Genomic DNA, 22,124 nt, shown 5'->3' with positions numbered 1-22,124 from the left:
CGTCAGGACCAGGTGATGGTCCTGACGGCCGCCGCCGTCGTCGTGCCGGGCGGATGGGGTGGTGTCCGCCGCGGACATGTGAAGCCGCCCCGGCGACGGGGGCGCCGGGGCGGCTCGTTGGTGGTGGCCGTGGCCGGCTCCTGCGAGCCGGCCGGCCTCACGCCCGCTTGTTGAACGCGGAGACCGACCAGGCGTACCCGAGGACGATGAAGCCGACGCACCAGGCGACGGTCGCGATCGCGTCGCCGCTGGACACGCTGCCCAGGAGCAGCCCGCGCAGCGTCTCGATAATCGGGGTGAAGGGCTGGTACTCGGCGAACTGTCGGACACCGGTACCCATCGTGTCCGCGGGGACGAACGCGCTGCTCAGGAACGGCAGCATGATCAGCGGCACGGTGGCCAGGCCCGCGGACTCGGCGGTCTTCGCCGCCAGCCCGAGGGCGACGGTGAGCCAGCCGGCCGCGAAGCTGAGCAGCACGATGACGCCGAAGACGCCGAGCCAGTCGAGGGCGCTCGCCTTGGGGTCGAAGCCCAGCCCGAAGGCCACCAGGACGATGGCCGTGCAGGACACGAGGCAGCGCACCGTGGTGACGATGACGTGCCCGTTCAGCACGGAACCGCGGGAGACGTCCATGACCTTGAGGCGGTTGATGACGCCCTTGGTCATGTCGTCGTTCACGGCCGTCGCGGTGGCGCCCAGCCCGTAGCTGATGCCCATCACGAGCAGGCCCGGCGTCGCGTAGTCGATGTAGTTCTCGCCGACGGTGAACGCGCCGCCGAACACCTTCACGAACATGAGCATGATGATGATCGGGAACAGGACCGCGTTGAACACCACGATCGGGTTCCGCATGGTGTGCTTCAGGTTGCGCCGCAGCATGATCGCCGAGTCGGCCAACGGCGTCGAGACAGTGCTCACTGTGCGATCGCCTCCTTGCTCTTGTGCTCGTTGCCCGTGTGCTCGGTCAGGGCGAGGAAGACGTCGTCCAGGTCCGGCCGGTGCACCGAGAACTCCTGGGCGTCGATCGAGTGGACGTCAAGCCGGTCCAGCAGGGCCCGCAGCGACTTCGTCTCGCCGTCGCTCGGCACCCGCAGGGTCAGTTCCTCGTCGTCCCGCGTGGCCTCGACCAGGACCCGTGCCGCGGCGTCGAGTTCGTAGTGGTCAGCGAACCGGAACCGGACGTGCGCGCCGGGGATCTGGCGCTTGAGCTCCTCGGGGGCGCCCTGGGCGGCCAGCCGGCCGCGGTCGAGCACCGCGATCTGGTCGGCGAGCTGGTCGGCCTCCTCCAAGTACTGGGTGGTGAGGAAGATGGTGGTGCCCTCGGCGACCAGTTCGCGGACGATCCCCCACATGGTGCGCCGGCTGCGCGGGTCGAGACCCGTCGTCGGCTCATCGAGGAAGATCACCTCGGGGTCGCCGACCAGCGTCATCGCCAGGTCCAGCTTCCGGCGCATGCCGCCGGAGTAGGTCGACGACAGCTTGTCGGCCGCCTCCACGAGGTCGAAGCGCTCCAGCAGCCTCGTGACCAGCCGGTCGCCGCCCCGCACGCGCTTCAGGTCCGCCATCAGCTGCAGGTTCTCCCTGCCCGACAGTAGCTCGTCCACGGCGGCGTACTGACCCGTCACACCGATGGCCGCGCGCACCTGCTTGGTCGCGGTCGCCACGTCGTGCCCGGCGACCCGCACCGTCCCGGCGTCTGCCTTCATCAGCGTCGACAGGATGTTGACCGTCGTCGTCTTGCCCGCCCCGTTGGGGCCGAGCAGGGAGAAGATCGATCCTGCGGCGACATCGAAGTCGATGCCGTCCAGCACGACCTTGTCGCCATATGCCTTGCGCAGCCCTGAAACTGCGATCGCTGAGCTTCTCATGCCTCCACTTTCCTCTCCGGGCCTGTCACCCGCCTGTCACCGCCCTGACACCGCCGCCGACCCGGTGTTCACCGCGTCGCCCCTGGTCAGGGCACCGATCAGTCCACAGGCGAGCGCCCGCCCCCCATTACCCCCCGCGCTATCGACCGCGGGCCGACTGCGCCTCGATCGTGTCCAGCACCTCGCGGCCGGCGTCGACCAGGTACATGTGGTCGCCCGGGAACTCCGCATAGGTGAAGTCCGCCGTGGTCGCCGCCCGCCACTGCCGGCCCTCGTCCGCCGTGACCAGGCCGTCGACGTCGCCGCGCAGCGAGCAGATCGGCACCGACACCGGTACGTCGGTGCTCGGCACGTAGCTCTCGTGCATCTCGCAGTCGGCCTGGAGGGTCGGAAGAATCAGTTCGCGCATCTCCGGGTGGTCCAGGGCCTCGTGCCGGAAGCCGGCGAACTCCTCGACCCTGGCGAGGAACTCGTCGTCCTTCAGGCTCGCCGCCCGCCGCTCGCGCTGGGTCCACGGACCCGGCGAGCCGCTGACGATCAGGCGCTCGACCTGCACGCCGCGCTCGGTCAGCAGGTGCACGAGCTCGTATGCGAGCACCGCGCCCAGGCTGTGCCCGAACAGCACGGTCCGCGCCCCTTCGCCGAGGTCCGCGACGACGTCGTCGATGACGCCCTTGGCCGCCTCGAAGACGTTGCGGTACGGCTCCTCCAGGATCCGGCGCTCCCGGCCCGGCAGCTCGACCGAAGTCACCCGCCACCGGCCGGCGGCCAGCTCCCGCCACGGGTGGAAGAACGAAGGCCCTGCCCCCGCGAACGGCACGCACAGCAGCGTGGTCTCGCCCGCGGGTCCCGCGGACGTGCCGGGCTCTGTCACCCCGACCAACCCCAATCATCCATTCGATGTTCGTTGAAACGGCTCTGGGAAACCGGAAACCAGCACCGGAACCCGGTCAGGCCAGGTCCGCCAGCTTGCGGTTGAGCACCTCGAAGACCTCGGCCACGGGGCCGGGCAGGTTCATCTCGTGGTGCGTCGAAGCCACGTCGTACTCCTCGATGGTCCCGAGGATGTACGGCTTCCACAGGTGCGCGTACATGTCGTCCTTCTGCGTCGCGTGGAAGAACACGACATCGCCGTCGTAGACCGGCGACTCCCAATCCATCATCAGGTTCGTGTTGTTGGCCAGGACCTTCGACATGTTGTCGAGGAACTCCTGCTGGTTGCCGGTACCGATGTACTGGCCGAAGAACTCCTCAAGCTCACCGCGGTAGTCGTCGACGGTCTTGTTGCGGTGGATCTCCGACCACCCCTGGCCGCCCGGCTGGGAGTCCAGGATGGCCGTGAGGGCGATCTCGTGGCCGCGGCGGGCGAGGCCCTCCGCGATGGCCTGCACGAGGGTGCCGCCGTAGGACCACCCGATGAGGTTGAAGGGGCCTTCCGGCTGGACCTGGAGGATCTCCCCGATGAAGTGGTCGACCATCTCCTCGATGGACTCCACCAGCGGCTGCTGTCCGTCGGCGCCGCGGGACTGCAGGGCGTAGGCCTGCCGGTCCTTGACGTGCGTGACGAAGCTGAAGTACGCCCAGCCCAGGCCGCCGCCGCCGTGGAAGAACCACACCGGCTTCTTGCCCGTGCCGGGGTCGCTGTTCAGCGGCAGCACGACGCTGTAGGGGTTGACGACCTCGTCGGGGACGGCGCCGGCGAGGAGCAGGGCGGCGAGTTCTGCCACCGTCGGGAACTTGATGATCGTCCGCAGCGGCAGGTCCACGTCGAACTGGCTGCGGATGCGGACGCTGAGCCGGGTGGCCAGCAGCGAGTGGCCGCCGAGCGCGAAGAAGTCGTCGTCGATGCCGACGCTCTCCTTGTCGAGCAGTTCCCGGAAGATGGCGACCAGCTTCTCCTCGTGGGAGTTGCGCGGCTCCTCGCCGATCACGGCCGGCGTGTGCTCCGCCAGCAGGGCCTGCCGGTCGAGCTTGCCGTTCGGCGTCAGCGGGATCTCCGTGAGCGGGATCAGCGCCGAGGGCACCATGTACTCGGGCAGGCGGCTGCGCAGGTGCTCGGTCAGCTCGGCGAGCAGCCCGTCCTCGTCGTGGCCGGCGCCGGCCTCGGGCACCACGTAGCCCACGATGCGCTTGTCGCCCTGCTGGTTCTCGCGCACGATGACCGCGGCCTGGGACACGGCGGCGTGGCCGGCCAGGACGTGCTCGATCTCGCCCAGCTCGATGCGGAAGCCGCGGACCTTCACCTGGTGGTCGGTGCGCGCGATGTACTCCAGCAGGCCGGCCTTGTTCCACCGCACCAGGTCGCCGGTGCGGTACATGCGTGCGCCTGCGGGGCCGAACGGGGAGGGCACGAACCGCTCGGCGGTCAGGTCCGGCCGGTCCTGGTAGCCGCGGGCCAGGCCGTCGCCGGAGATGTACAGCTCGCCCTGCACGCCGCGCGGGACCGGGTTCAGCTGCGCGTCGAGGACGTACACCTGGGTGTTGCCGACGGGCGAGCCGATCGCGACACCCGCGCCCGCCTTGATCGGCGCCATGGTCGACCACGTGGTCGTCTCGGACGGGCCGTACCAGTTGCCCACCTCGGCGGCCTGCTCGGCCAGCGTCTCGGCCAGGCGGAGCGGGACGGCCTCCGCGCCGGTGATGATCCGCAGGCCGGTCGCGGCCTCGGTCTCGTGGGTGAGCAGCATCTGCCAGAAGCCGGGCGTGGCCTGCACGACGGTGACCTCGTGGCGGCGCAGGAAGGCCACCATGGCCGACGGGTCAGTGACGGTCTCCTTCTTGGCCAGGACCATGGTCGCGCCGGAGACGAAGGGGAGGTACAGCTCGGTGTTCGCCATGTCGAACGACACCGTCGTGCTGAACAGCATCCGGTCCGAGGCGGTCAGCGGGAACCGGCGCTGCGTGGCGGCGATGAAGTTCGCCACCGCGCCGCGCGGGATCGTGACGCCCTTCGGGGTGCCCGTCGAGCCTGACGTGTAGATCACGTACTGGGTATTGTCCGGCCGGACCGCCACCTCGGGCGCCGAGTCCGGGTACTGCGCATAGTCCGCCGCGGCCAGCGCGTCGGCGTCGAGGACGAGCGCCGGCTTCGCCTCCTTGAGGACGAAGTCGATGCGCGAGCGCGGGTGGTCCGGGTCGATCGGCACGTAGGCGCCGCCGGCCTTCAGCACGGCGAACAGGGCGACCAGCAGGTTCGCGGTCCGGGGCAGGCACACGGCGACCAGCGACTCGGCCCGCACCCCGCGGTCGACCAGCCAGTGGGCCAGACGGCTGGAGCGCGCGTCCAGCTCGCCGTAGGTGAGCGTCTCCTCCTCGGCAATGAGGGCGACGGCGTCAGGGGTCGCCTGGACCTGTCGGCGCACGGCCTCCAGCAGGCCGCCCTCCAGGGTCGGCTCGGCGGTGTCGTTCACCTCCACCAGCAGCCGCTCCCGCTCACCCGGGATCAGCACGTCGACATCGGCGATGCGCGCCTGCGGGTCGGCGGCGAGCTGCTCCAGGACCCGGGCGTAGCGGGCGGCGATGTCCTCGACCGTGTCCCGGTCGAAGAGGTGCTTCGCGTACGAGATGTCGCCGCGCAGGGCGCCCGTCTCATCGGTGGTCATGCTGAAGAACACGTCGACCTGGGTGGTCGCGAGGAGGGCCTGCTGGTACTCGACCTCAAGGCCGGCGAGCTCCAGGGACCACTTCTCGGTGTTCTGCCAGCCGCACATGACCTGGAAGAACGGCCGGTAGGCCGCGGAGCGGTCGGGGTTGAACTGCTCGACCAGGACCTCGAAGGGGATGTCCTGGTGCTCGTAGGCCGTCAGCGCCTTGTTGCGCACCTGCGCGAGCAGGTCGGCGAACGACGGGTCGCCGGTCAGGTCCATGCGGATGACCAGGTTGTTGACGAAGCAGCCGATGAGCTCGGCCAGCGCCTCGTCGGTCCGGCCGGCGATCGGGGTGCCAATCGGGATGTCCTCGCCGCCGCCGAGCTTGCTCAGCAGCACGCCGAGTCCGGCCTGCATGACCATCGACATGGTCAGCCCGCGGTCGTCGGCCACCTTCTGCAGGCCGGCCATCACCTCGGCGCCTACCTGGATGGCGACCGCGTCGCCCTCGGTGCTGGCGTCCTTGGACCGCGGGCGGTCCAGCGGGAGGTTGAGCGGCTCCGGGACGCCGTCGAGTTCCTTGCGCCAGTACTCGATCTGCTTGGCGCCGACGCCGGACGGGTCCGCCAGGTCGCCGAGTACCTCGCGCTGCCACATCGTGAAGTCCTTGTACTGCACGGGCAGCGGCTCGAACTCCGGGGCCCGGCCGGCCCGGCGCGCGTTGTAGGCCGCGGCCAGGTCGCGGGCCAGCGGTGCACCCGAGCTGCCGTCCGAGGCGATGTGGTGCATGACCAGGACCAGGACGTGCTCCTCCGGCCTGGTGCGCAGCAGGGTGGCCCGCAGCGGGATCTCGGCGGTCAGGTCGAACCAGTGCGCGACGGCCTCGTCGATGCCGGCCCGCACGCCCTCGGGCGCCACGTCGACCACCGGCACGCGAACCTGCTCCAGCGCCTTCTCCAGCGGGAGGATGTGCTGGTACGGCTCGCCGTCGCCGTCCGTCAGGTAGGTGGTCTGCAGGATCTCGTGCCGCTCGACCACGTCGCGGAGCGCCGCGACGAGGGCGTCCTCGTCCAGTTGTCCGGTCAGCCGGAACGCCGAGGAGATGTTCCAGGTCTCCGCACCCTCCAACTGGTGCAGGAACCACGTACGACGTTGCACAAATGACAGCGGAATCATTGCTTCACTCCTCAAACGAACATCTGGCGGAGACTGGGGCGACGGGGCGCGGCGGATTCCTCGTGCCACGCGGCGAGCGCGGCCACCGTCGGCAAGTCGAAGATCTTGCGGATGGGGATCTCGGTCCCCATCTCGCTGCGGGCCCGGCTGATCAGCCGGGTGGCGAGCAGGGAGTGTCCCCCGAGCTCGAAGAAGCTGTCGTCGATGCCGACCCGCTCCAGGCCGAGCACCTCGGCGTACAGCGCGGCGAGGGTCTCCTCACGGGCGTTGCGGGGCGCACGGTAGGGGGCGCCGCTGAACTCCGGCTCGGGCAGCGCGGCCCGGTCGAGCTTGCCGTTGGGCATCAGCGGCAGCCGGTCCAGGAGGACGAAGGCGGACGGCACCATGAAGTCGGGCAGCCGCTCGCCGGCGAACCGGCGGATCTCCTCGGTGGAGGTCTCGCCCGACGGCACCGCGTAGGCGACGAGCTGCTTGCCGGAGCCGGCGCCCTGCCGGGCGACGACGACGGCCTGGGCGACGTCGGGGTGCGCGGTGAGCGCGGCCTCGACCTCTCCGGGCTCGATGCGGAAGCCGCGCACCTTGACCTGCGCGTCGCTGCGGCCGACGTACTCCAGCTGCCCCTCGCCGTTCCAGCGGGCCAGGTCGCCGGTGCGGTACATGCGCGCGCCGGACGGGCCGAACGGGTCGGCGACGAAGCGGTCGGCGGTGAGGTCGGGGCGGCCGTGGTAGCCGCGGCCCACGTTCCCGCCGACGTACAGCTCGCCGACCGCGCCCGGCGCGACCGGGGCCAGACCGGGGCCGAGGACGTAGGCCCGCATGTTGCCGAGCGGGGTGCCGACGGGCGCGCTGCCCGCCCGGCCCGGCGTCCCGCCGGGGACGGTGAAGGTGGTGGCGTAGAACGACTCGCTCTGGCCGTAGGCGTTGACGACGCGGACGCCCGGGAAGGCGCCCTGCACCTTCTCGATGAGCGACGACGGCAGGGCCTCGCCGGCGAAGACGAGCGTCTCCACCTCGGTGCGGCCCGCGATGTCGTCGACGAGTTCGGCGAAGGCCGACGGCACCGTGGAGACCACGCTGCCGCTCCAGCCCTTCCGCTCGCCCAGGACCAGGACGTCCCGGACCAGTTCGACGACGCCGCCGCCGGCGAGCGTGGTGAAGACCTCGAACACCGACACGTCAAAGTTGACCGAGGTGCCCGCGAGGAGCCGCTTGCCCTGCTCCATGCCCACCCGGGAGGCCAGCTCCAGGACACCGTTGACCACGTTGGCGTGGGTGATGGCGACGCCCTTGGGCTTGCCCGTGGAACCGGAGGTGTACACCACGTACGCCAGCTGGTCCGCGTGGAGCCGCGGTGCCGGGCCGGTGGCGGCTCCGGACAGGTCGAGCGTGTCGAGGAAGAGGTCCGAGGCGTCGTGCTCTGGCAGCACCGCGACCGTCTCGGAGTCCGTCAGCACCAGGTGCGGCCGGGCCTCCCCGAAGATGGCCGCGAGGCGGTGGCTGGGGTACTTGGGGTCGACCGGCAGGTACGCGCCGCCCGCCTTCAGTACGCCGAGCAGGGCGACGACCAGGTCCGCGGACCGCGGCAGCGACAGCGCGACCACGGACTCCGGGCCCACGCCGCGGTCCGCCAGCTCGCGCGCCAGGCGGTCGGCCCGGGCGTTCACCTCGCGGTAGGTCAGGGATGTGTCCCCGGCGATCACGGCAACCTCGTCAGGGATCCGCGCCGCCCGGTCCTCGACGAGGCCGGCGATCGTGGTGTCCGGGGTCGGGACGTGCGTGTCGTTGAACTCGACGAGGAGCCGGTCGCGTTCGGCCGTGTCCAGCACGTCGAGCTGCGCGACCTGCAGACCGGGGGTGGCCGCCAGCTGCCGCAGGACGCGCACAAGGCGGTCCGCGATCGTCTCCACCGTGGCCCGGTCGAAGACGCCGGGCGCGTACTGGAAGACGAACTGGAGGTGCGGGTCGGCCGCCGCCATCAGGGCCAGCGGGTAGTTGGTGGCCGTGGACGGCCGCAGGCCGGTGAAGGCGATGCCGTCCGCGGCCTCGGTCGCGGCGCTGAGGCCCTCCCGGTCGATCGGGTACGACTCGAAGACGACCAGCGTGTCGAAGAGTGACTGCAGCCCGGTGGCCTGCTGGATCTGCGTGAGCCCGTGGTGGTGGTGCTCCAGGAGGCCGGCCTGCCGGTTCTGGAGGCGTTCCAGGACCTCGGCGAGGGTGTCGCCGGGCGCGAACCCGACGCGGACTGGGAGGGTGTTGATGAAGATCCCGACCATCGAGTCGACGTCGGCCACCGCGGGCGGGCGCCCGGAGACGGTGGCGCCGAACACCACGTCCTGGCGGCCGGTGAGCTGCCCGAGCAGCAGCGCCCAGGCGCCCTGGACCAGGGTGTTGACGGTGACGCCCAGCTCGGCGGCGCGCCGGGCCAGGTCACGTGCCTCCTCCACGGGGAGGGCGACCTCGACCTCGTCGACGCCCTCGCCGCCGGCGCCGGGGGCGCCGGGGGCGAGCAGGGTCGGCTCCTCGACGCCGTCGAGCTCGGCCGCCCACACGCGTGCGGACTCCTCGTCGTCCTGCTCGGCGCGCCAGGCCAGGAACTCGCCGTAGCTGCGCGTGCCGGGCAGGCCGGCCGGGTCGCCGTGGGAGGCGTAGAGCAGAAGCAGGTCCCGCATGAGCAAGGGCATGGACCAGCCGTCGAGCAGCACGTGGTGACAGGTCATCACGAGCTCGGCGCAGCCGGGTTCCAGGGTGACGAGGGCGAGCCGGACCAGCGGCGCGGCGCCCGTGTCGAAGTGGGCGGCCCGGTCCTCGGCGAGGAACCGTTCGAAGGCCTCCCTCCGCTCGGCCTCGCCGGCCGCGGTCAGGTCGAGGTGCTGCCAGGGCAGGAACGTCCCCTGTGCAGGCACCACCTGGACGACGTCGCCGTCGGCCCGGTCGACGAACGCCGCGCGCAGGTTGGCGTAGCGCTCCGTCAGAGCCTGCCCGGCACCGTGCATCCGCTCGGGGTCGACGTCGCCGGAGAGGTGGAACACCATCTGCATGTGGTACGGGTCGAACGAAGATCCGGAGAGCATCGTGTGGAACAGCATCCCGGACTGCGTCGGGGTCGTCGGCCAGATCTCGGCCAGCTTGCCGAACCGGGCCTCCCACGTGTCGATCTCGTCCTGGGTCACCTCGACCAGTGGCGCGTCGCTCGGGGTCAGTCCGCCGGCACCGGGGGCCTCGGCGTACCGGGCCAGGGCAGTCAGTGCCCCGACCCACAGCCCGGCCAGCTCGGTGACCTCCGCACGGGTGAGCACACCGGTGGGGAACCCGAAGTGGGCGGTCAGCTCGTCGCCGCCGGGGGTGGCCGTGGCCACCGCGTTGATCTCCAGTGCCGACAGCACCGGCATGTCCGCGTCCGGCGCGGCGATCAGATCCCGGTCGGTGGCATCCGTCGTCCAGCCCAGGCCGCGCAGTTCCTCGGGGAGGTCCGCGGCGGAGATCCGGCCGAGGTAGTTGAACCCGATCTGCGGTTCCCGCTCCGCGGCCAGCGCGGCGGCGGTGTCGGGGTTGAGGTAGCGGAGCAGGCCGTAGCCGATGCCGTTGTCCGGCACCGCACGCAGCTGCTCCTTGACGGCCTTGAGCGCCCGGCCGGCGGCCGGGCCGCCGGCGAAGGCGTCCGCGAGGTCGATGCCGGCCAGGTCGAGGCGCACCGGGAACAGCGAGGTGAACCAGCCGACCGTGCCGGACACGTCCGCGCCGGGCACGAGGTGCTCTTCGCGGCCGTGGCCCTCCCGGCGCACCAGCGCCGAGGAGGCGGACACGCCGCGCACCTGGCGCCACCGAGCGAGCGCCAGCGCGAGACCGGTGAGCAGCGCGTCGTCGGCGCCGCCGCGGAACGCGGCGGGGATCGTGGTCAGCAGGGTCTCGGTGACGTCGGCCGGGACGGTGACGCGCACCGAGTCCGCGGTGGACGCGACGTCACGCGCCGGGTCCAGCTCGCGGGCTCCGAGCACGGGTTCGTCGCCGCGCAGGATCTCCTGCCACACGGGCAGTTCCCGCGCCACCCGCTGCGGGTCGGCGGCCGCGTCAGCCAGGGCGTGCGCCCAGCGGCGCAGCGAGGTGCCGGGCCGGGCCGGCTGCGGCAGGCGGCCGCTGTGGACCTGCTGCCAGGCGGAGACCAGCTCCGGCAGCAGGATCCGCCACGACACCCCGTCGACGACGAGGTGGTTGAGCACGATCAGCAGCCGGTCCGCCTCCGTGCCGGAGGTGAACCACACGAACTGCGCCATCACGCCGGCGTCCGGGTCCAGCCGGCCCGCGGCGGCGTCCAGCTCGGCGTGCACGTCGGCGTCGGCGGGGACCTCGTGCAGCAGAGCGGCCGCGTCGACGCTGCCGGGGGCCGCGATCTGCAGGCCCGGCTGCGTCCGGTCGAGCCGGGAACGCAGTACGTCGTGGCGGTCCAGCACGGTCTGCACGGTGGCGAGCAGCCCCGCGCGGTCGATGCCCACGGGCAGGGGCAGCAGGCCGTTCATGGAGAACCGGCCGATGCCGCCACCCCGGGCGAGGACGTGCGCCGCCATCGGGGGCAGCGGGGCCCGGCCGACGCCGCGGCCGGGCAGCTCCTCCAGGACCACGCGGTCGTCGTGGCGTCCGGCGACCAGGGTCGCGAGCCGCGCGACGGTGCGGTGTTCGAAGACCTCGCGGGTGGTGACGGTGACGCCGAGAGCCTTGGCGCGCACGACGACCTGGATGGAGCGGATGCTGTCGCCGCCGAGGGTGAAGAAGTCGTCGTCGATGCCGACCGACGGCACGCCGAGGACGTCGGCGAACAGCCCGCAGAGGGCCTCTTCACGGGCGTCGCGCGGCGCCCTGCTGGTCGCTGCCTGGGCCTGGTCCGGCACCGGCAGCGCCCGCCGGTTCACCTTGCCAGCCGGCGACAGCGGCACCTCAGTGAGCGGTACGAACGCGGAGGGCACCATGTAGTCGGGCAGCCGCCCGCGCAGGTGCTCGGGCAGTTCGGCGAGGAGCGCGGCTGTCTCTTCGGCGTCCTCGGACTCGGGCACCACGTAGCCCACGATGCGCTTGTCGCCCGGCTGGTCCTCGCGCACGATGACCACGGCCTGTGCGACGCCGGGGTGTCCGGCGAGCACGTGCTCGATCTCGCCCAGCTCGATCCGGAAGCCCCGGACCTTCACCTGGAAGTCGGTGCGCCCGACGTACTCCAGCCGGCCGTCCAGGGCCCACCGCACCAGGTCGCCGGTGCGGTACATCCGGGTGCCGGCCGGGCCGAACGGGCAGGCCGTGAACCGTTCCGAGGTGAGCTCGGGACGGCCGAAGTATCCGCGGGCCAGACCGTCGCCGGCGATGTACAGCTCGCCCTGCACGCCGCGCGGGACCGGCCACAGAGCGGCGTCGAGGACGTACACCTGCGTGTTGCCGATCGGCGCGCCGATCGCCACGCCCGCGCCCGGCGTCACCGGCGCCATGGTCGACCAGATGGTCGTCTCGGTCGGGCCGTACACGTTGAGCACCTCGACGGCATGGTCGGCCAGCGACTCGGCCAGCCGTGCCGGCAGGGCCTCGCCGCCGACCAGGACCCGCAAGCCCTTCGCGGCGGCCGGCTCGTGGATCGCCAGGATCTGCCAGAACGCCGGGGTCGCCTGCACGACGGTGACGTCGTGGCGGCGCAACGCCTCCACGACGGCCGACGGGTCGGTGACGGTGTCCTTGCCGGCGAGCACGATCGCCGCTCCGGAGATCAGCGGCAGGTACAGCTCTAGTGCCGCGATGTCGAACGACACCGTGGTCACCGCGAGCCAGCGGTCCGCGGGGGACAGCGGGACCCGGCGGCTCATAGTGGCGAGGAAGTTGGCCAGCGCGCCGCGCGGGATCGCGACGCCCTTGGGGTTGCCGGTCGAGCCCGAGGTGTAGATGACGTACGCGGCGTTGTCCGGCGTGACGGTCACGGCCGGCGCCGAGTCGGGGTTGCCGGAGAGGTCCGCGCCGGCCAGGGTGTCGGTGTCCAGCACGACCGCCGGGCGGGCGTCCGCCAGGATGTAGTCGATGCGGGAGCCCGGGTGATCCGGGTCGATCGGGAGGTAGGCGGCACCGGACTTGAGCACCGCCAGGAGCGCGACCACGAGGTCCGTGGACCGGGGCAGCCGGACGGCGACCAGAGACTCAGGCCCCACGCCGCGGTCGATCAGCCAGTGCGCCAAGCGGTTCGCCCGCGCGTCCAGCTCCCCGTAGGTCAGCGAGGTGTCCTCGCCGGCGACTGCGAGCGCCCCCGGGTCGGCCTGGGCCCGGCGGGCGACCAGCTCGGTCAGGCCCGCCTCCAGCGTCGGCTCGGCCGTGTCGTTGGCCGTGTGCAGCAGCCACTCCTGCTCGTCCGCGCCGAGCACGTCGATCTCGCCGACGCGTGCGGCCGGATCGGCGACCGCCTGTTCGACGATGCGCACGAAGCGGTCGACAATGGCGGTGGCCGTGGCGTGGTCGAACAGGTCGGCGGCGTATTCCAGCCGGCCGTGGGCGCGGCCGAGGGCGTCCGGGACGATGTTGAAGTACAGGTCGAACTTCGCGGTGTCGGTGCCCGCCGCGATCGGGGTGGCCCGCAGGCCCGGGATCTCGATCTCGGGCCACACGAACTGCCAGGCCAGCATGACCTGGAACAGCGGCGTGTAGGAGGTGGAGCGCTCCAGGTCGAGCAGCTCCACGAGCCGCTCGAACGGAACATCCTGGTTGTCGTACGCTGCGAGGGCCTTGTCGCGCACCTGCTCGACCAGACCGGCGAACGACGGGTTCTGCGACAGGTCGGTGCGCAGCACCCAGGTGTTGACGAAGAAGCCGATCATCTCGGCCAGGGCCTCGTCCGTCCGGCCCGCGATCGGGCTGCCGATCGTGACGTCCTGGCCGGCGCCGAGCTTGCTCAGCAGCACGGCCAGCGCAGCCTGGGCCACCATCGGCTGCGTGGCGCCGTACTCGGAGGCCAGCTTGCCGAGCCCGGCGACCACGTCCGACTCCAGGAGGAATTCGACGTGGCCGCCGCGGTGGCTGATCACCTTCGGCCGCGGCCGGTCCAGCGGCAGTTCCACCGGCTGCGGGACGCCCTCCAGCTCCCGCTGCCAGTAGTCGAGCTGGGGCGCCGCGACGCCCTCGCCGTCGCCGTCCTCGCCCAGCAGCTGCCGCTGCCACAGGGTGTAGTCCTTGTACTGCACCGGCAGCGGCGTCCACTGCGGCGCGCTGCCGCCGAGGCGGGCCGTGTACGCCGACACCAGGTCGCGCAGGAACGGGCCCATCGACGACCCGTCCGCGGCGATGTGGTGGAACACGAACGCCAGGACGTGCTCCTGCGGGGAGATACGGAACACGGTGGTCCGCAGCGGGAGTTCCGTCTCCAGGTCGAAGCCGCGGGAGACGGCCTCGTCCAGGGCGGCGTCGAGCGCGTCCGCGGCCACGTCGACCACGCGGAACGGGAGGACGGCCTCCTCGCAGGAGAGGATCCGCTGCTCCGGCGTGCCGTCCGCGTTCTCCGCGATCAGGGTGCGCAGGCTCTCGTGCCGGCTCGCGACGTCCGCCACCGCCGCGACCAGGGCCGCCGTGTCCAGCGGCCCGTCCAGGCGCAGCACGAACGGGATGTTGTAGGTCGAGGTCGGGCCCTCCAGATGGTGGAGGAACCACATCCGGCGCTGGGCGAAGGACAGCGGAATCATCGACGCGTCTCCTGAACGGTCATCTGGCCCAGCTTGGGACGCAGCTGGGGGCGGCTCGATGTGGCGAGTTCCTCGATCTGGACCGCCAGCTGGGCGACGGTCGGGTGGCGGAACACCGTCGTGACCTTCACGTCCACGTTGAGCTCGTTGCGGATGCGGCCGATGAGCCGGGTGGCCAGCAGCGAGTGCCCGCCGTGGTCGAAGAAGTCGACGTCGATGCCGACCTCCTGCACGCCCAGCAGTTCGGCGAACAGCCGGCACAGGACCTCTTCCCGCGGGGTGCGGGGGCCGCGTCCGCTCGCCACGGCCTCGGTGTGGTCCGGAGCGGGGAGCGCCTTGCGGTCGAGCTTGCCGCTCGGCGTCGTGGGCAGCTCGGCGAGCGGCACGAAGGCCGAGGGGACCATGTACTCGGGCAGGTGCTCGCGGGCCAGGCCGGTCAGGGCCGTGAGGTCCAGGGCGGCCTGGTCCGTGCCGTTGCCCGGCACCACGTACGCGACCAGGCGCTGGTCACCGGGGCGGTCTTCCCGCACCAGGGCCACGGCGGCGTCGACGTCAGGGTGTCCGGCGAGCACGTTCTCGATCTCGCCGAGCTCGATGCGGAAGCCGCGGATCTTGACCTGGAAGTCGGTCCGGCCGATGTAGTCGACCTGGCCGTCCTCGGTCCAGCGCACCAGGTCGCCGGTGCGGTACATCCGGGTCCCCGGCTCGCCGAACGGGCAGGCGACGAACCGGCCAGAGGTCAGCCCGGTCTGGCCCAGGTAGCCCCGGGCGAGCCCGGTACCGGCCAGGTACAGCTCGCCGGCGACGCCCGGTGCGACCGGGCGCAGCGCCGCGTCGAGTACGTACACCTGGGTGTTCCACACCGGTGCGCCGATCGGCAGCCGGTCGGCGCCCGGCACGTGCTGGTGCGCGGTGACCTCGACCGAGGCCTCGGTGGGCCCGTAGAGGTTGTGGATGCCGCAGCCCGGCAGGACCTCGGCGACGCGGTTGGCCAGCGCGGGCGGGAACGCCTCGCCGGCGACCTCGATCCAGCGCAGGCTACTGCACTCCTTGGCCAGGGGCTCGTTGACGAACGCCTCCAGCAGGGAGGGCACGAAGTCCGCGCCGGTGACGCCCTCGCGCCGGATCAGGTCGGCGAGGTAGGCCGGGTCGCGGCGGCCGTCCGGACGGGCGATGACCACGGCGGCACCCACCTGGAGCGGTGCGAAGATCTCCGGCACCGACACGTCGAAGCTCGCGGTCGTGCTGAGCAGGACACGGTCCCGGGTGTCGACGTCGAAGTGGGACAGGCCCCACTTCAGGCGGTTCAGGATCGCCCGGTGCGCCACCTGGACGCCCTTGGGGCGGCCGGTGGAGCCGGAGGTGAAGATGGCGTACGCAGCGTTGTCCGGGGACAGGGCGCGCTCCGGGTCGGTGTCCGGGTACCCGGAGACGTCCGGCAGGCCGGCTTCGAGCACCAGGAGCGGCTTCGCGCTGTCCAGCACGAGCTGGACGCGGTCCTCGGGCAGTTCGGTGTCGATCGGCACGTAGGCCGCACCGGCCTTCACCACCGCGTAGATCGCGACCATCAGGTCCACGGAGCGCGGGATCTTCACGGCGACCAGCCGCTCGGGGCCCGCGCCCTGCTCGACCAGCCAGTGGGCGAGGCTGTTCGCGCGGCGGTTGAACTCGCCGTAGGTGAGGGTCTCCTCCTCGCCGATCAGCGCCACGCCATCGGGAGTGCGCTGTGCCTGGGCCTCGAACGCACCCGGCAGGGTGTCCGGCGCCACGGGGTGGGCCGTGTCGTTGATGCCCTTCAGCAGCCAGGCCCGCTCGTCGTCCGACAGCACCTCCATGGCGCCGACGGGCTTCTTCGGGTCCTCCAGCACCTGCTCCAGCACCCGCACGAGCCGGGCGGCGATCTCCTCGGCCGCCGCATGGTCGAAGAGGTTGGTCTGGTAGTCGAGGGAGAGCCGCAGGTAGGGGTCGGACGAGTTGAGGGTGAGCGGGTAGTGCGAGCCGGCGAACGGGCGGATGGCGTCGATCGTGAAGCCGGCCGAGTCGTTGGCCTCGACGATGCCCTCGCGGTCGATCGGGTAGTTCTCGAATACGACGATGGTGTCGAACAGCGAGGGCAGCCCGGTGCCGCGCTGGATGTCGGCCAGCCCGTAGTAGTGGTGGTCCAGCAGGGAGATCTGCCGGTCCTGGAGGTCGGTGATGACCTCGCCCACGGTCTGGTCGGTGCGGCAGGTCACCCTGGTCGGCAGGGTGTTGATGAAGAGGCCGACCATCTCGTCCGAGCCGACGAGGTCGGCGGGACGGCCGTTGACGGCCGCGCCGAACACCACGTCGTGCCGTCCGGTCAGCTTCGTGAGCAGGACCGCCCACGCGCCCTGCAGGAGCGTGTTCAGCGTGACGCCGAGTTCCGCGGCGCGCCGGGCGAGTTCGCGTCCCTTGTCGATCGACAGGGGGACCTCGACCCGGCCGAGGCGGGACGCCTCGCCCTTCTCGGGGATGCCTGCGGCCAGCAGGGTGGGCTGCTCGAACTCGGCGAGCTCGTCCTTCCATCGGGCGGCCGAGGCGTCCCGGTCCTGCTGGGACAGCCAGCCCAGGAAGTCGCCGTAGCTGCGGACCGGAGGGGGCTCCTCGTCGCCGGCGTACAGCCGGGTCAGGTCCTTGATCACCAGCGGCGACGACCAGCCGTCGAACAGGGTGTGGTGCGCCGTGATGATCAGCTTCGCCTTCTGCGGCCCGCAGGTGACGAGGGCCAGGCGGAACAGCGGCGGCCGGGAGGGGTCGAGCTGCTCGGCCCGGTCGTCGGCGAGGGCCTTGTCGACGGCCTCGTTCTGCTCGTCCTCGCCGAGACCCGTCAGGTCGATGTGCTTCCACGGGACCTCGACGTGCTCGGCCACGACCTGGACCGGATCGCCGTCGGCGCCGGAGACGAAAGCGGAGCGCAGGTTCGGGTAGCGCTCCAGGAGCGCCTGACCGGCCGCCCGCATGCGCGCCGGGTCCACGTGCCCGGTCAGGTGCATGAGGAACTGCATGTGGTAGACGTCGAACGTGCCGTCGGCGAGCGCGGCCTGGAACTGGATGCCGGACTGGCCCGGGGCCTGCGGCCACACCTGGACCAGGCGGCCGTAGCGCTCCTCCCACTCGTCGATCTCGGCCTGCTTGACCGAGACCAGCGGGGCGTCGGAGGGTGTGAGCCCGCCGATCTGCGGACGCGCGGCGTGCGCGGCCATGCCGTGCAGCACCTCGACCCACAGCTCGGCCAGTTCGGCGGTCCGCTCGCGGGAGAGCACCCCGGTCGGGAACATGAACACGGCCTGGAGGCGGGCGCCTTCGGCGGTGTCGGTGACGACCGAGTTGACCTCCAGCGCGGACAGCGCGGGCAGGTCCGGGTCGGGCATCGGGATCAGCTCGGAGGACCAGTCCGCGGGGACCCAGCCCTCGGCGCGCAGGTGCTCGGGCACGTCGGCGTCGGAGATGCGGCCCAGGTAGTTGAAGCCGATCTGCGGAGCCGCGTACTCGGAGAGCTGCTCGCCGGCCTCCGGGTTCAGCCAGCGCAGGAGCCCGTAGCCGAGGCCCTTGTCCGGGACGCCGCGCAGCTGCTCCTTGACCAGCTTGATCGCCGTGCCGGCGGCCGCACCGCCGGCCAGCACCTCGGCGAGGTCCACGCCGTGCACGTCGACCTTGGCCGGGTACATGCTGGTGAACCAGCCGACGGTGCGGGAGAGGTCGGCGCCGGGGACGACGTCCTCCTCGCGGCCGTGGCCCTCCAGGCGGACCAGGGTCGAGCGCTCGTCACCGCGCCAGCGGTTGACGGCGAGGGCCAGCGCGGCGAGCAGCACGTCGGTGCCGGTGCCCTTGAACGCGGCGGGGAGCTTGGTGAGCACGGCCTCGGTGACCTCGGCGGGCAGCTGCACGCGCACGGTGTCGAGGGTGGACATCACGTCCACGGCCGGATTGAAAGCCCGCTCGCCCAGCGGCAGGTTGGGCGACTCCAGGACGTCTCGCCAGTGGTCGAGCTCGTCCTCGCGCTCCGGCGAGAGGGCCTCGGACTCCAGCGCCGCCGCCCAGCGGCGGGCCGACGTCCCGACCTCAGGCAGCTCCGGCGCCTTGCCGGAGCGGACCTGCTGCCATGCCTCGGCGAAGTCCGACATGAGGATGCGCCAGGAGACGCCGTCCACGACGAAGTGGTGCAGCACCACGAGCAGCCGGCCGGCGCCCGAGTCCGCGGCGAACCAGACGAAGTCCGCCATGGTCCCGGCCTCGGGGTCGAGGCGGTCCGCGGCCGCTTCCAGCTCCGCCTTCGCCGTCTCCAGCGCGGCCGGGTCCTCCCAGCCGCCGGCGACGGGAACGCGGCGGATCAGGTCCGCGGCGCGCACGGCGCCCTGCGGACGCACGACGAGGAAGGACTCGGGGCCGCGGACCAACTGCGAGCGCAGGAGGTCGTGCCGGTCGAGCACGGCGTCCAGCGTCGCTGCGAGGCCGTTGTCGTCGATGCCCGCGGGCATCTCTAGCACGATCGACATGGCGAAGCGGTTCATCCCGCCGCCGTGCTCGAACACGTGCCGGGCCACCGGCTGCAGCGCCAGCTCGCCGACGCCGCCGCCTTCGAGCTCCGCGAGCTTGGGCGCGCGGTCCTTGCGGTCGGCGGCCACCTCGGCCAGCCGGGCCGCCGTGCGGCACTCGAAGATCTCGCGCGTGGTCAGGTCCAGGCCCAGGGCGCGGGTCCGCGCCACGACCTGGATCGACCGCAGGCTGTCGCCGCCGACCGCGAAGAAGTCGTCGTCGACGCCGACCCGGTCCACGCCGAGCACGTCCGCGTAGGCCGCGGTGATGATCTTCTCGGCCTCGGTGCGCGGCTCGCGGTAGGCCTCGCCCAAGAACTCCGGCTCGGGCAGCGCCGAGCGGTCCAGCTTGCCGGTCGGGCCGAGCGGCAGCTTGCTGACGGCCACGAAGGCCGACGGCACCATGTAGTCGGGCAGCCGCGCCGCGACGAACTTGCGCAGCTCGGCGGCCGAGGCTCCGGCCTGCACGTCCACGTCGCCGATGCCGCCGCGGCCGTCGTCACCGACGGCCCCCTCGCCGGCGTGCACGACGTAGGCGACGAGGCGCTTGCCGCCCGAGCCCACCTCGCGGCCGATGACCACGGCCTCGCTGATGCCGGGGTGCGCCGTGCACGCGGCCTCGACCTCGGCGGTCTCGATGCGGAAGCCGCGCACCTTCACCTGGCCGTCGCCGCGGCCGACGCACTCCAGCTGCCCGCGCGCGTTCCAGCGCGCCAGGTCGCCCGTGCGGTACATCCGCTCGCCGGCGGCGAACGGGCTCGCCACGTAGCGCTCGGCGGTCAGGCCCGGGCGGTCGTGGTAGCCGCGGCCCAGGCAGGTGCCGACCACGTACAGCTCGCCGATGACGCCCTGCGGCACCGGGGCGAGGCCGGGGCCCAGCACGTAGGCGCGCATGTTGCCCAGCGGGGTGCCGATGGGCGCGACGTCGTTCTCCGCCCACTCCTGCGCGGCGGCGAGGGCGAAGGTGGTGGCGTAGAAGCTCTCGCTCTGGCCGTACGAGTTCACGATCTGCGCGTCGGGCAGGGCCTCGCGGACCTGCTTCACCAGGCGGGCCGGGAGCACGTCGCCGGCGAAGACGACGGTGCGCACGTCGGGCGCCTTGTCCAGGTGGCCGACGAGCTCGCCGAGCACCGAGGGGACGCCGCTGATGACGTGGCCGTCCCAGCTCTCGCGCTCGGCGAGTGCCAGCGCGTTCGCCACCAGCTCGGCGGTGCCGCCGGTGGACAGCGTGGTCAGCAGCTCGAAGACGGAGACGTCGAAGTTCACCGAGGTGCCGACGAGCATCTTCCAGCCCGCCGGCGCGTCGAGGACGCGCACGAGCTCCTGCACGCCGTTGACGAGGCTCCGGTGGGTGATCGACGCGCCCTTCGGCTTGCCCGTGGAGCCGGAGGTGTACATGACGTACGCCAGGTTGTCCGGGCGGAGCGGTGCGAGACGGCCGGTGTTGTCCGGCGCCCCGGCGGGCGCCTCCCAGCAGGCGCGGTGGTCGACGTTGACGACTGTCATCTCGTGCCGGGGCAGCTCCTGCGCCGTCGCGGTGTCGGTGACCGCGAAGCGCGGGCGGGCCTCGGACAGCACGGTCTGCGCGCGGCCGGCGAGATACTGCGGGTCCATCGGCACGTAGCCGGCACCGGACTTGAGGATGCCGAGCAGGCCGGCGACCAGTTCCTCGGTGCGGGGCAGCGCGAGGACGACCAGGTCCTCCGGGGCGGCGCCCCGGCGGATCAGCTCCCACGCCACGGCGTTCGCCCGGTCGTCGAGCTCGCGGTAGGTCAGCGTGCGACCGTCGCAGACGAGGGCGGGGGCGTCCGGGGTGCGGGCGGCCTGGGCCTCGAAGAGCTCCGGGACGGTCAGCTCGGGCACCGCGACGGCGGTCTCGTTGAAACTTGTGAGCAGCAGGTCCCGCTCGTCCGCGCCGAGCACGTCGAGGCCGCCGATGGTGCGGCCCGCGTCGGCCGCGAGCTGGTCCAGCACCCGCACGAAGCGCTCGCCGAGGGACTCGACCGTGCTCCGGTCGAACAGATCGGTGGCGTACTCCAGGCGGACGCCCGCCCCGCCGGTGCGGTCCGGGATCATGTTGAAGAACAGGTCGAACTTGGCCGTCCCGGTCTCCAGCGTCTCCGTCTCGGCGGCGAGGCCGGCGAAGTCCAGCAGCCCCACGGGCTCCTGCCAGGCGAGCATCACCTGGAAGAACGGGTGGTAGGCGATGGACCGGTCCGGGTTCAGCAGCTCCACGAGCCGCTCGAACGGCATGTCCTGGTTGTCGTACGCGGCCAGCGCCCGGTCCCGCACACGGTCGAGCAGCCCGCGAAAGGTCGGGTTCCCGGAGAGGTCGACGCGCAGCACCCAGGTGTTGACGAAGAACCCGACGAGGTCGCGCAGCTCCTCGTCGGTACGGCCGGCGATCGGCGCGCCGAGGGGCACGTCGTCACCGCAGCCGAGGTGGTGCAGGAGTACCGCGAGCGCCGACTGCATGACCATGGACACGGTGATGTCCTGCTCCGCGGCCAGCTTTTCCACGGCGGTGAGCAGCTTGGGCTCGATCGTGAACTGGACGAGGCCGCCGTCGGAGCTCGTCCGCTGCGGGCGCGGGCGGTCCGTCGGCAGGGCCAGCGGCTGCGCCATGTCGGCCAGGGCCTTGCGCCAGTACTCCAGCTGACGGGCGGCCAGGCTGTCCGGGTCGGACTCGTCGCCGAGCACGTCCTGCTGCCACAGCGTGTAGTCCGCGTACTGCACCGGCAGCGGCTCCCAGGCCGGGGCGTGGCCGTCCCGGCGCGCCGTGTACGCCTCGATGAGGTCGCGCAGCAGCGGACCGAGGGACTCACCGTCCAGGGCAATGTGGTGCACCACGAGGACGAGGCTGTGGTCGAGCGGTCCGGTCTGCAGCAGGGTGGCGCGGATCGGTGTGTCGGCGGCGAGGTCGAAGGTCTCCTTACCCACCCGGTCGACCTCGGCCGCCCGCTCCTCCTGCGCGATCTCGACGACCGGCAGGTGGAACGGCTTCTCCCCGGATTCCAGCACCTGCTGGTGCGGGACGCCGTCGTCGTCCTCGGCGATCACCGTGCGGAGTACTTCGTGCCTGTCGATGACATCGCGGAACGCCGTCTCCAGCGCTTCCACGTTCAGTTCACCGGCCAGCCGCAGGGCAAAAGCGCCGTTGTAGGTCGGCGAAGGGCCCTCGAACCGGTCCACAAACCACAGCCGACGCTGCGCGAACGACAACGGGATCATTGTTTCTCCAATAT

Annotated in this window: 6 protein-coding genes; all 6 read right to left on the bottom strand. The window is 71.9% G+C overall.

Annotation, left to right across the window (positions count from 1 at the left end):
* Window positions 1-157 precede the first annotated feature (157 nt).
* A complete protein-coding gene (locus ACFW2G_RS28140) occupies window positions 158-919 on the bottom strand; it encodes an ABC transporter permease (RefSeq protein ID WP_384584898.1) in 762 nt (253 codons plus the stop codon).
* Entirely contained in the window at window positions 916-1,869 is a 954-nt protein-coding gene (locus tag ACFW2G_RS28135; protein WP_384584895.1) for an ATP-binding cassette domain-containing protein, read from the bottom strand. Before ACFW2G_RS28135 ends, ACFW2G_RS28140 begins: the two co-directional genes overlap by 4 nt.
* 139 nt (window positions 1,870-2,008) lie before the next feature.
* Window positions 2,009-2,743 (bottom strand): thioesterase II family protein, encoded by a 735-nt coding sequence (locus tag ACFW2G_RS28130; protein WP_384584892.1) that lies wholly within the window; start codon window positions 2,741-2,743, stop codon window positions 2,009-2,011.
* A gap of 76 nt (window positions 2,744-2,819) precedes the next feature.
* The gene (locus ACFW2G_RS28125) at window positions 2,820-6,632 is read right to left on the bottom strand and encodes an amino acid adenylation domain-containing protein (RefSeq protein WP_384584890.1); all 3,813 of its coding nucleotides are present in this window, start codon (window positions 6,630-6,632) and stop codon (window positions 2,820-2,822) included.
* 11 nt (window positions 6,633-6,643) lie between these two features.
* Window positions 6,644-14,323, bottom strand: coding sequence for an amino acid adenylation domain-containing protein (locus ACFW2G_RS28120; RefSeq protein WP_384584887.1), 7,680 nt, complete (start codon window positions 14,321-14,323; stop codon window positions 6,644-6,646).
* Window positions 14,320-22,110 carry an amino acid adenylation domain-containing protein gene (locus tag ACFW2G_RS28115; protein ID WP_384584884.1) on the bottom strand — a complete coding sequence of 2,597 codons (7,791 nt, stop codon included), beginning with the start codon at window positions 22,108-22,110 and terminating at the stop codon, window positions 14,320-14,322. The genes ACFW2G_RS28120 and ACFW2G_RS28115 overlap by 4 nt, the downstream gene beginning before the upstream one ends.
* Window positions 22,111-22,124: the final 14 nt, after the last annotated feature.

The sequence above is a fragment of the Streptomyces sp. NPDC058880 genome (genome assembly GCF_042742535.1).
In the GTDB taxonomy this organism is placed as follows: Bacteria; Actinomycetota; Actinomycetes; order Streptomycetales; family Streptomycetaceae; genus Streptomyces.
This window is presented reverse-complemented; position numbering and strand designations above follow the sequence as displayed.

Excerpts from the sequence above, each read along its gene's own strand:
- ACFW2G_RS28120 (WP_384584887.1), bottom strand. The coding sequence starts at position 14,323 with ATGATTCCGCTGTCCTTCGCCCAGCGCCGGATGTGGTTCCTCCACCAT.
- ACFW2G_RS28125 (WP_384584890.1), bottom strand. The coding sequence starts at position 6,632 with ATGATTCCGCTGTCATTTGTGCAACGTCGTACGTGGTTCCTGCACCAG.
- ACFW2G_RS28135 (WP_384584895.1), bottom strand. The coding sequence starts at position 1,869 with ATGAGAAGCTCAGCGATCGCAGTTTCAGGGCTGCGCAAGGCATATGGC.
- ACFW2G_RS28115 (WP_384584884.1), bottom strand. The coding sequence starts at position 22,110 with ATGATCCCGTTGTCGTTCGCGCAGCGTCGGCTGTGGTTTGTGGACCGG.